This window comes from Segatella copri (genome assembly GCF_026015625.1).
GTDB classification, from domain to species: Bacteria; Bacteroidota; Bacteroidia; order Bacteroidales; family Bacteroidaceae; genus Prevotella; species Prevotella copri_H.
In genome coordinates, this window is record NZ_JAPDVG010000001.1 from 2,828,665 (window position 1) to 2,840,000 (window position 11,336).

The 11,336-nt window shown below is 41.0% G+C and carries 9 protein-coding genes (1 of these 9 running past the window's edge); 5 read left to right on the top strand and 4 right to left on the bottom strand.

Translation table 11 applies throughout. The features are described 5' to 3' along the window. The first annotated feature begins 1,330 nt into the window (after positions 1–1,330). The 3 genes from ONT19_RS11820 to ONT19_RS11830 all read left to right on the top strand — a co-directional run bounded on the left by ONT19_RS11820 (position 1,331) and on the right by ONT19_RS11830 (position 3,216). Positions 1,331–1,843 (top strand): hypothetical protein, encoded by a 513-nt coding sequence (locus tag ONT19_RS11820; protein ID WP_147381713.1) that lies wholly within the window; start codon positions 1,331–1,333, stop codon positions 1,841–1,843. Between the two features lie 31 nt (positions 1,844–1,874). Next, positions 1,875–2,438 (top strand): porin family protein, encoded by a 564-nt coding sequence (locus ONT19_RS11825; RefSeq protein ID WP_147381714.1) that lies wholly within the window; start codon positions 1,875–1,877, stop codon positions 2,436–2,438. 94 nt (positions 2,439–2,532) lie between these two features. Continuing rightward, a complete protein-coding gene (locus tag ONT19_RS11830) occupies positions 2,533–3,216 on the top strand; it encodes a hypothetical protein (protein ID WP_118416717.1) in 684 nt (227 codons plus the stop codon). 635 nt (positions 3,217–3,851) lie between these two features. Here the strand turns inward: ONT19_RS11830 and ONT19_RS11835 are convergent. The 3 genes from ONT19_RS11835 to ONT19_RS11845 all read right to left on the bottom strand — a co-directional run bounded on the left by ONT19_RS11835 (position 3,852) and on the right by ONT19_RS11845 (position 6,417). Then, positions 3,852–4,817, bottom strand: a complete 966-nt coding sequence (locus ONT19_RS11835) for an FKBP-type peptidyl-prolyl cis-trans isomerase (RefSeq protein WP_264952044.1) — start codon at positions 4,815–4,817, stop codon at positions 3,852–3,854. A 36-nt stretch (positions 4,818–4,853) separates the two neighbouring features. Next, positions 4,854–5,729, bottom strand: a complete 876-nt coding sequence (locus tag ONT19_RS11840; protein WP_006848155.1) for an FKBP-type peptidyl-prolyl cis-trans isomerase — start codon at positions 5,727–5,729, stop codon at positions 4,854–4,856. 85 nt (positions 5,730–5,814) lie between these two features. Further along, on the bottom strand, positions 5,815–6,417 hold the full coding sequence (locus ONT19_RS11845) for an FKBP-type peptidyl-prolyl cis-trans isomerase (RefSeq protein WP_006848156.1): 603 nt from the start codon (positions 6,415–6,417) through the stop codon (positions 5,815–5,817). A 174-nt stretch (positions 6,418–6,591) separates the two neighbouring features. Here ONT19_RS11845 and ONT19_RS11850 point away from each other — a divergent pair, with 174 nt between their 5' ends. Then, the gene (locus ONT19_RS11850; RefSeq protein WP_006848157.1) at positions 6,592–7,290 is read left to right on the top strand and encodes an SIR2 family NAD-dependent protein deacylase; all 699 of its coding nucleotides are present in this window, start codon (positions 6,592–6,594) and stop codon (positions 7,288–7,290) included. A 107-nt stretch (positions 7,291–7,397) separates the two neighbouring features. On the opposite strand, the gene ONT19_RS11855 is transcribed toward ONT19_RS11850, so the two are convergent. After that, positions 7,398–9,113, bottom strand: coding sequence for a Na/Pi cotransporter family protein (locus ONT19_RS11855; protein ID WP_118066590.1), 1,716 nt, complete (start codon positions 9,111–9,113; stop codon positions 7,398–7,400). A 332-nt stretch (positions 9,114–9,445) separates the two neighbouring features. Between ONT19_RS11855 and rnr the strand changes: the two genes are divergently transcribed. Continuing rightward, positions 9,446–11,336, top strand: the 5' portion of a protein-coding gene (gene rnr / locus ONT19_RS11860; protein WP_264952045.1) for a ribonuclease R. The gene runs 407 nt beyond the window's last position; the window shows 1,891 of its 2,298 coding nt (coding positions 1–1,891); its start codon is at positions 9,446–9,448; its stop codon lies beyond the right edge, outside the window.

The following is an 11,336-nucleotide window of genomic DNA, read 5'->3' on the forward strand; positions in this document are numbered from 1 at the left end:
TTTCTATACCAGATAGCAAAATTAGGAAAAACTATTGATATAAACAACAAAAAGCACGATTATTTTGCAAATTTCGTGCTTTTTGATAGTATTTATACGAATTTTAACAGAAAAAACGCTTTTATGGCATAGAAATTAAAAACAAAAGAAGCATGATTTTCAAGAGATCCCTTGGTGACCTCTCACTTAAAATTTCAATAGATTGCCCTTTTCTCTTCAGATGCATTGATTAAACAAGAGGCAAAGACTCTAAAAATATTCAATTAAGGGAAGTTGTAAATACTATATGAACGATTTGTCTTTTAAAAATTATCTCTACGCTGGAGTCGGGTATCTTTTGAAGAATCTCATATTTATAGACCTGTTACGTCATAGATTATGATGTATATGTAAGTAACATAAAGGAAAAAGAGGTGGATTTTGTCGCCATCAAGAATGATTGAACCATCTATGTACAAGCCACCTATATGCTTGTTGGTGAGCAGACAATAGAGCAAGAATATGCTCCGTTAGAGTGTATTGCTGATAACTATGAAAAAGTTGTGGTATCGCTTGACGACCTCCAACAGCCTTCCCGCAATGGCATTAGCATATATTTCTGTATTTTCAACGGAATCTGATTTGTGTGTAAATTTTGAAAATATGAATAATGGAAATAATGTACTGAATAAAACCATATTATCAGAAAAATAATAGAAATATTTTCCAAAAATCATCTTTTTAGCCTATATTTTAGCAAAAATATCTTAATTTATTTGGTGGTTTCATAAATTAGATTTAATTTTGAAGCGGTTTTCATAAAATTTGCAGTTGCATATAACATTATGAGTGGAGACTCATTACTAAAAATGTTTCTTGTACTGCAATACCTACGCCGATTAGATGCTCTCGCATTACATTATTGTAGGTGGGACTGCATAGGCAAGGGTGCCAAATCAGAGGTAATGAGAGCCACTATTTATGGGAAGCGTTTATCATGCGCTTTGTAACTTGACGTCTTGAAATTCTCGCAAAGTTTCAAAATGATTCAGTCACGTAACAAGGCAACGATAGATGCTCATGGGATGTTTTTATAATACCCCTAATATCATTCTGTGCATCTTATATAATATAAGGTGTACAAGTTTGGTATATTGGGATAATTATATCAACTATCGGCGTGGGTTTCTGTTCGTTGCTCGTTCTTGACTGGATGGGCAATGCGAGAAGCCTCAAGACGTAGGACGAGTGACAAGATCAGACTCCTGCGCTTTTTCGTTTATAGTCAAAAACTTTTTCATGTAACTTATATTGCCGATGCTTGGGAGTCAATAGGCTATGTTAAACATATATGAAAAAGATTGCGTTTACTCTTTTATTATTAGCAGGTAGTATTGCCTCAATGCATGCACAGGCTAAATTTGAGCATGCACAAACACGTATCCAAGAGGGTATGTCAGAGTTCTTTGTACGTCCAATGGTAGCTGAGCTCCAGATGATAAACAAAGATTGTCAAGAATGGTCATTTAATATCTTCCCTGGAGTTTCTCTTTCTGAGATTAGTACAGCAATGCTTGAGAATGCAAAAGCTAATGCTGCTTTCAAAGCTGCAAAACTTGCAGGTGCAGATATTATTCTTGGTGCAACTTTTTATGTTATCAATAATGAGAAGACCAAAGGCTTAGATGTTACTGTGCGTGGTTATCCTGCTAAGTATGTGAAATTCCATAATTATGGCGAAGGTCAGCTGGGTACAGATGACTCCAAGTGGATTGACCCTTTACAGAATGGTGCCCGCATACGTGCTATATCTGTTGATAATAAGCAGAACAAAGCTGTTGGCAATGAGAATCGAAATAAGTAAACATAAATATTAATTCTAAAATTATAACACAATGAAAAAGTTATTATTATTGGCTATTGCCACTATCATGAGTCTTGGTGCTTCTGCCCAGCTCATCACATCAAACACAGTTACTTACAAAAAAAGTAGTGGTTACAACCGCATCGGTGTATCATACAACTCAATTAGTTCAACTGCAGAAGGTTCAGAATCTGTCAGTGGTGTTTCTTTAGCTTGGACTAAGGGCATCTCTGTAGCCAAAGATATGCCTCTGTTTGTAGAAACTGGTCTTGGTGCAACTTACGCTTTTGATGATTTAAGTGCTGTGATTGCAACAATTCCCTTGAACGTAACTTACAAGTGGCCTGTAACAGAGAGTGTCAAGATTGCCCCTTTAGCAGGTCTTACATTTAATGGAAACATCACATCTGACGTTGATGATATGAAGTTCTTTACTCTTGGCTGGCAAGCTGGAGTCAATGTTGAATTGGGTAAATTCTACGTAGGTCTATCTTATGGTGGAGGGTTGACCGATTTTGTTAAGTATGAAGATGATTACGAATCATACAATTACAAATTGAACAATTTTGCAGCAACAATCGGTCTTGTATTCTAACAAATGCATAAGTTTTAGATAGGGTCTGCCTAATATCTGTTACAATGACGGATATTGGGCAGATTGTTTGTTTAATAATTTAAGAGTTGAATATATGAAAACTGTGATTTTGGCAGTGCTGATGATACTATCTGCTACTATTACCCATGCACAAGATAACTACTCGTTGACAAAAGAAGGGAATAGTTATATTTGCAAAGGTTCCAAGCCATGTAAAATTGATGAGCGAACAACCTTTGGTAGTGCAGCTCTCTGGGCTATGGAGAAATCCAGCAACGTAGTTGAAAACACACTAAAATGTGATCCCCAAAAATTAGTGCTAAGTGTTGGTTGTAATATTGCTGAAAACGAAAACTCTGATAAGGTTTATACTTTTCAACTTAATATTGCTGTGAATAAGGGCAAAATAGAGTTTCTCATAAAAGACGTTAAATGTGCCCCAAAGGGTGTCTTAGCGGTTTTTAAGACTATGTCTTTTGACAAAATAAACTTAGAGAAAAAGCCCCAATACAAAGAATATATAGAGAAGTTTTCTGTTTTATGCAATCACTTTATCCAACAAACGATGCATGAAATTCTTGATTCAAAAGTAGAATTGTCTCATTGGGAAGCTATCGTTTCAGGACAAGTAGTGAAAGGTATGAATCCAAAAGAGGTTATATTAGCAAAGGGTAAACCACTTACCATTACAGAAAACTCGCAACGTATTATGTGGTCGTATGATTCTGGCACCATTGTTATGATAGAAAACGGAATTGTAAGCGGAGTTATTAATTAAAAACTTGCGAAAGTAAATGCTACAAGATCAAGGATAGGTAAAAATAAAAGTCTCTACCTATCCTTGTTATTATGTAACGGTTTAAAATAACAAGGTACAATTTAGTGTCCTTTTTATGAAGCAGCACATAGTTAAAGGATAGAGTTTTAAACTCTTCCTTTATCTCATATTTACTGTAAATTACTTTTATCATAAAGGCCAGTTCTCAATAGAAGCGCAAGTATAAACTTTAAGAAAGCGCTTTATTAAGGTCTAATGATGCGCATCGTTAGATCATGCAGATTACCTACAAGTTATATCCTTGAAAATCAGCAAATTTTGAAACGAAAAAGAATCCACCAAAAACACATAACGTATTCCCTTGGTGGATTCTCACTTAAAACTTATATATAGATAAAACCTTGACCGTATATCCATTTTTTCAATGGCAAAAAACTATTGAAATGTTAAAAACCTTGGCATTTTACTACTTTTAGTAGAATCTACCATAGGAGAAAACGACAATACGCCACCCATCTTGCGTATTGATACCCGAAAGAACTTCCTCGTGAAAAAGAGCCAAAGATAACACTCTATCCTTGGCTCTTACCTTATTATATTTTAGTAGTAATTACTTGATGAAATGAATTTCGTAATTACTTTCTCTTCTTTGAATGCGCAGCTTTCTTGGCAGCAGGTTTAACAACCTTCTTCTCTGCACCTACGGCTACATCTTCCTTCAACTCGCCAGCAGGCTCAGCCTTAACCTCTGGCTTTACGATGCTAACCAGCTCAAGATCGAACACCAAAGTAGAGTATGGAGGAATCTGACCAGCCTGACGCTCGCCGTAAGCCAACTCGTAAGGAATGTAAAGCTGCCACTTACTGCCCACAGGCATCAGAGTAAGCGCCTCTGTCCAACCCTTAATCAAGCCATTGGCACGGAACTTGTCAGTCTTGCTACCACCATGCTTGGATGTAGCATCAAAAACGGTACCATCAAGCAGACGACCCTCGTAGATAACCTCTACCTCATCGCTTGCCTTAGGCACTTCGCCATGACCTTCGGTAATCACCTTATACTGCAAACCGCTAGGCAACACCTTTACACCAGGTTTCTTGGCATTAGCAGCAAGGAACTTCTCGCCGGCACCAGCCAAAGCTTCCTTCTGGAAATCGGCAGCAGCCTTAGAGGTAAAGAATGTTGTATCATTAGCCAAAGCTGCGATAAAACCATTCTGGAACATAGCATGGCTGATAGAATCGCCTGTACTCTTCAACTCTTCCTTTGTGCCAGGATATACGCGCTTCTCTACCAGTTTGGCAACCTCCATACCTGCAGAATAAGCTACGGTCTTAGGATTGATTCCCATGGCAAGCGCATCCTTGTAACCACGAAGGAAATTCTCCATATAGGCAGTATCTACCTGAAAACTCTGCTGGATATAAGGAATCAGACCACGAGTGGCATTCATACCAGCTACATAACTCAAAGAATCGGCTGATGATTTCAACTCAACAAGAGTAGCCGCCTTCTTAACCTTCTTCTTGCTTGCAGCACTAGCTGTAAACAAAGAAGCACCCGCCACGAGGACGAGTGCTGTCATTAATATTTTCTTCATTTATAAGTCCTCTATAAAAATGAGTTTCCACAAAAATTACTTGCCACCTACAGAAATCAACTCAATCTTGAAGATCAATACAGAGAATGGCTTAATCTGACCCTGCTCGCGCTCACCATAAGCCAACTGCTGAGGAATGTAAACCTCCCAAACAGAACCTGCTGGCATGTGAACCAAAGCCTCAGTCCAACCCTTGATAACCTGGTTAGCACGGAGATCTACGGCCTGACCACGCTTGAAAGAAGAATCGAATACCTTGCCGTCGATTGTCTTACCCTCGTAGTTAACCTTAACCATAGAAGTATCCTTTGGCATAGGGCCGTTACCCTCCTTGATTACCTTGTACTGAACACCTGAAGGCAGAGTAACAACTCCTGGCTTCTTCTTGTTGGCAGCGAGGAACTTCTCACCAGCAACCTTGTTAGGACCATATTCCTTCTCCATGTTCTTAGCCTTGATAGCCATCATCTTAGCCTGAGCTATCTGAGCAGCCTGCTCAACAGTCATCAAGCCCTTCTTGCCAGTAGTACCTGTGATGAAACCAGCCATGAAGTTCTTCAGAGAGATAGACTTTGTAGAATCCTCACCGAATACCTCGTGGTTGATGCCCTTAACCATCTGGTTGCTGATCTGCTGACCAATCTGGATACCTGCATAGTAAGCAGCCTTCTTCTTGTCGTCACCAGCGTTGGCACCATCGTTAAGACCCTTGATGAAATCATCCATGTAAGCAGTATCAACGCCCATGCGCTCTACCATAAACTCCTTCAGACCCTGAGTCTGAGACATACCCATAGCATAGCTCATAGTATCTACATCAGTCTTGAGATCTGCCTTAGGAGTAGAATTGCCACAACCTACGAATGTAGCAGCAGCACAAGCCACGAGGGCTCCGAAAAATAACTTTTTCATTTCCTTATTTATATTTTAAATCTTTATTTTTATCTATTATATTCCAAGATTGCCTTTACTTCATTTAAATATATCTACTAACAGATTACTTAACTGCAACGAGTTCTACATCGAAAATCAATGCTGAGAATGGAGGGATAGATGCACCTGCACCACGCTCACCATAACCCAACTGATAAGGGATGAAGAAACGGAACTTGGCACCCTCGGTCATGAGCTGAAGACCCTCTGTCCAACCAGCGATAACCTGGTTCAATGGGAAGGTAGCAGTCTGACCACGGTCGTAAGAACTGTCAAACTTAGTACCGTCGATAAGCGTTCCCTCATAGTGGCACTCTACCTGATCGGTAGCCTTAGGAGCCTTGCCATTACCTTCACGCAAAACCTGATACTGCAAACCGCTCTTAGTAGTGATGATACCATCCTTCTTGCCGTTCTCGGCGAGGAACTTCTCACCAGCTTCCTTAGCAACCTTGCCCTTCTCGGCAGCAGCAGCCTGAGCCTTAGCCTCCTGCTCTGCAAAGAAGTTCTGTACCAACTCCTGAGCCTCCTGCTCGCCGAGCTGAAGTTTACCGGCGATGGCATCCTTTACAGCCTGTGCAAAATCATCAATATTCAAACTCTCTGCACCCATAGAAGCCAACTGGCGACCGATGCCGATGCCCAAAGCATAACTTACTTTATCCATAAAATCTATTTATAATAATGTATTAATAATCTTAAAATGTACTTTTTGTCCTTAAAACGAGTGCAAAGATAACATTTTTCTCGCTTAAAACGATGTTATTTGCAGAAAAATTGCTAAATTTGTGCATTCTTAATAAAAAGATTAAGAAAATATGAATAATTAAAACGTGATAAGATGAAGAAACTCGTATTTTTAACCGGTGCAGGCATGTCTGTGGAGAGTGGTTTCAAAACTTTCCGTGGCAATGATGGATTATGGGAAAACTATCCTGTAGAACAGATAGCTACCCATGAGGGATGGGAAGCTGACCCTACCCTAGTAACAAACTTCTATAATATGTTGCGCCATAAACTCTATGCTGCGCAACCTAACGAGGGACATAAACTTATCAAGGAGCTGGAAAAAGACTTCGATGTGACGGTAATCACCCAAAATGTAGATAATCTGCATGAGAAGGCAGGTTCCAAGAATGTAATCCATCTGCATGGCGAACTATCAAAGGTTTGCTCTTCACGCGACCCTTACGACTATCGCTACATCAAGGAATTACCTGAGGATGACTGCGAGGTAAAGCCGGGAACCGAAGCTGGAGATGGAAGCCTGTTGCGCCCATTTATCGTTTTCTTCGGCGAAAGCGTTCCTATGATTGAGCCGGCAGCCGAAGCTGTACAGCAAGCCGATATCTTCGTCATTATCGGAACCTCACTCAACGTTTATCCTGCTGCAGGTCTGATTTCATATACCAAGCCTCACATTCCTATCTATCTGATAGACCCGGGTGCCGTAAACACCAATGGATATTACAAGATAGAGCACATCATGAAAGGGGCTTCAGATGGTATGAAGGAACTGAAGGAAATATTGGAAAAGTAAATACATTCAGAATACATAAACAACAAAAGCAAACGGAGAAGCGCCCATTGATGCTTCCCCGTTTGCTTTTATTACTTTTATTTTCTTTCTATCAATAACATTCTGCATTACACAGCCTCAGATGTTCTGACTCCCATGCGAGCCTCGGCGACATTAACCACATAATCACCCAGTTTTTCGCACTCCTGAATGATATCCATGTACAATGTACCTACACCATAGGTATAAAGATGGTTATCTACATCATCCAGGTTCTGGTTTCTCAACTGAGTACGATAATTATTAATCTCAGTCTCGATATTGTACGTATGGTTGAGATTGATAGAATGGCGTTCATGAGCAAACATATAGTTCATCTGAGTCAGCGCCTCATCTACCAACTTAAACATCTGATGAATGTTTTCACTCTGCTTGGCAGTAAACTCCTCCTTGTTTTCACCCTTGCGCTTAATGGTGCGGGCAAGATTAAAGCAACTGTCACCAATACTCTCGATTTCAGAAATCTCACGCAACATCGCACGGATCTTCGCCTTGGTATCATCACTCAGATGAGCATCGCTCACCTGATCAAGATACTTGGCAATCTCAATCTCCATATTATCCGAAATACCCTCATACTTCTCAATACGCTCATAGAGCTTGTCGAAAGTCTTGGAATCCTGAGTTTCCAGCAACTCTCTCACCATACCAAACATACGATGGATGCGCTCGCCGAAACTGCCGATTTCCTGCTGTGCCTCGAAGACAGAAAGTTCTGGTGTCTTCATGATGCCAGCCTGGATAAAGCGCAAACGGAAATCTTCATCCTCCTTATCTGCCTTAGGCTTGATAAGTTTGCAGACAACTTTTTCCAACTGTGGGATAAACCAAATCAGAACGCCCGTGTTACAAACATTGAAACAGGTATGGAACATCGCCAGGACAATTGGCAACAACTTCGTCTTCTGTGCCGCAGACATACCACCATCAGGATCATACCCCACGATAGAGCAAACGAAATCTACAAATGGATAGAACAGGCAGAGAACCCAGATTACACCAAAGACATTGAATACCAGATGGGCCAAGGCTGCACGACGAGCCTGGGCATTGGCACCCAAAGCGGCAAGATTGGCTGTAGCGGTAGTTCCGATATTCTCACCCATCACCAAGGCAATACCCAGATAGATAGGGAGTACGCCTGTAGAACAGAGTAAGATGGTGATGGCCATCACAGCTGCCGAACTCTGTACGATACAGGTTATAAGTGTACCTATCAGGAGGAAGACTACAATCGTAAAATGACTCTTCGTATCAAAAGATCCAAAGAAATCGATAACCGCCGGATTATGTTCCAGATCGAGAGCCTTACCCGCACTACTCAACAGAACGAGCGAGAAGAAGAGAAAGGCGATACCAAAAAGGAAATCTCCGAAATAACGGCGCTTCTTACTATAAATCAGCATAATGCCGAGGAAGAACGCAGGGAATACGACAATCGTTAAATCTACATTATAACCCAGCGACATAATCCATGCCGTAAACGTGGTACCAATGTTGGCACCCATAATAACGGAAATAGCTTGGGCTAAAGTCAGCAAACCTGCATTTACAAAAGAAACCGTCATAACGGTAGTTGCAGAGGAACTCTGAACGGCACAGGTAATAAAGGTACCTGTAAGCATTCCCGTAAATCGGTTGGTGGTCATAGCGCCCAAAATGTGGCGCAACTGAGATCCTGCCATCTTCTGCAAGGCCTCACTCATCACCTTCATACCATAGATGAGCAAAGCTAAAGAACCGAGAATCTGAAAAAAAATCACAAGATATTGACTTGTATCCATATTCATTTGTATTTGTGGAAATGTTTGTTACGTTTCGGTTGCAAATATAATAAGAATTTCCGTTATTACGAAATATTTGTTACCGATATTTCAAGTTGTAACAGTATTGTAACATCCAAGCCCCCCTAAACACAATTTTAGAAGAACTACATTTACGAACAGACAAAAAGAATCAATAAGCTATATTCTGCTCTGAAATACGAAAAATGAAGAAATATTATGGTCTGTTTTGCCTCATATTTAATAAAAAACGAAAAAAGATGCCAAGAAACTTTGTTTTCTCCTTTTTTTTTTGTTTCTTTGCCTTATAAAACTAATAATAGTCATAATTTATGGGAAAAGGTAAAAAAGGTGGCAAAAGAATGAACAAAGCGCAGCTCACTGAGATGCTGCAGGAATTCTTTGCCGAAAGACCGGGCGAAACGCTCAGCTTTAAAGAGATATTCCGTTCCCTCCATCTTACGACGCATCCGCTCAAGATGCTGGCGATTGACATTATGGAGGAAATGGCATGGGATGACTACCTGGCTAAGGTAAGTGATAATTCTTATCGCCTGAATCAAAGTATACAGGTGATGGAAGGTAAATTCGTTAGGAAGGCAAATGGCAAAAACTCTGTTATCCCTGATGATAGCGAGAAGCCTATTTTCGTTTCTGAACGTAATTCGATGGGAGCACTTAATGGCGACAGGGTGGAATTCACCTTCCTGGCACGTCGTAAGAATCACATCAAGGAGGCACAAGTCAACAAAATCCTTGAACGCGCTAAAGATACCTTCGTAGGACGTCTGAAAGTAGATAAGGATCTGGCTTACCTCGTGACACCAGGCGATGTCTTTGCTCACAACATCATCATTCCTAGAAGAAAGGTGAAGGGAGGAAAGACCGATGACAAGGCAGTAGTCCGGATTATCGAGTGGCCGGATGGAGAAAACAAGAGTCCTATTGGCGAGGTTGTTGACATTCTTGGCCAGATGGGTGATAATGATGTTGAGATGAATTCTATTCTTGCTCAATATGGATTACCTTATAAATATCCAAAGAATGTAGAAGATGCAGCCAACAAGATAAGCGACGAAATCACAGAACAGGATTACAAAGAACGAGAGGACTTCCGCAAGGTATTCACCTGCACCATCGACCCGAAGGATGCCAAGGACTTTGATGATGCCCTCAGTATCCAGAGATTGGAGAATGGTAACTGGCAGGTAGGTGTTCATATCGCAGATGTGTCACATTACGTCACAGAGGGCAGTATCATCGACAAGGAAGCTGTGAAACGTGCAACATCTGTATATCTCGTAGATCGCACCATCCCGATGCTCCCAGAGCGTCTCTGTAACTTTATCTGCTCGCTTCGTCCTAATGAGGAAAAACTTGCATACAGCGTCATCTTCGAACTCGACAACAATGCCGAAGTCAAGAACTATCGCATCGTTCATACCGTCATAGAGAGCGACCGCAGATATAAATATGAAGAGGTACAGGAACTCCTCGAAGCAAATGGTGTGATTGATGGTACTGGCGAACCTGCTCCAGCCGAAACCAAGGAACATCCTTATCAAGGAGAAAACGCACTTCAGCTCATTACGCTTGACAGACTGGCTAAGAAACTGCGTGCCGCAAGATTCAAAAATGGTGCTGTTAAGTTTGACCGCGAAGAGTTGCATTTCGATGTTGACGAAAAGGGTAAACCAGTAAGCTGCTACTACAAGCGCTCTAAGGATGCCAATAAACTCGTAGAGGAATTCATGCTTCTCGCCAACCGTACGGTGGCAGAAAGTATCGGAAAGGTAAAGAAAGGAAAGAAGCCAAAGACGCTTCCTTATCGTATTCATGACAATCCTGACCCACAGAAGTTGGAAACCTTGCGTGAATTCGTTGTGAAGTTTGGTTATAAGATGAAAACAGAGGGTACGAAGGGTGCTACAGCAAGAAGTCTCAACAAGTTGATGTCTGATTGCGAAGGAAAACCAGAGAATAATCTCATCCAGATGGTTGCACTCCGTGCTATGATGAAAGCAAAGTACTCTGTTCACAACATCGGACACTTTGGACTGGCTTTCGAATACTATACCCACTTCACCTCACCTATCCGCCGTTATCCGGATACAATGGTTCATCGCTTGCTTACCAAGTACGCAGATGGCGGCAGAAGTGCCAACGAGAAACATTACGAAGAACTCTGTGAGCATTGCTCTGAAATGGAACAGATTGCACAGA

Coding starts and splice junctions, on each gene's coding strand:
- ONT19_RS11820 (WP_147381713.1), top strand. CDS start 1,331: ATGAAAAAGATTGCGTTTACTCTTTTATTATTAGCAGGTAGTATTGCC.
- ONT19_RS11825 (WP_147381714.1), top strand. CDS start 1,875: ATGAAAAAGTTATTATTATTGGCTATTGCCACTATCATGAGTCTTGGT.
- ONT19_RS11830 (WP_118416717.1), top strand. CDS start 2,533: ATGAAAACTGTGATTTTGGCAGTGCTGATGATACTATCTGCTACTATT.
- ONT19_RS11835 (WP_264952044.1), bottom strand. CDS start 4,817: ATGAAGAAAATATTAATGACAGCACTCGTCCTCGTGGCGGGTGCTTCT.
- ONT19_RS11840 (WP_006848155.1), bottom strand. CDS start 5,729: ATGAAAAAGTTATTTTTCGGAGCCCTCGTGGCTTGTGCTGCTGCTACA.
- ONT19_RS11845 (WP_006848156.1), bottom strand. CDS start 6,417: ATGGATAAAGTAAGTTATGCTTTGGGCATCGGCATCGGTCGCCAGTTG.
- ONT19_RS11850 (WP_006848157.1), top strand. CDS start 6,592: ATGAAGAAACTCGTATTTTTAACCGGTGCAGGCATGTCTGTGGAGAGT.
- ONT19_RS11855 (WP_118066590.1), bottom strand. CDS start 9,113: ATGGATACAAGTCAATATCTTGTGATTTTTTTTCAGATTCTCGGTTCT.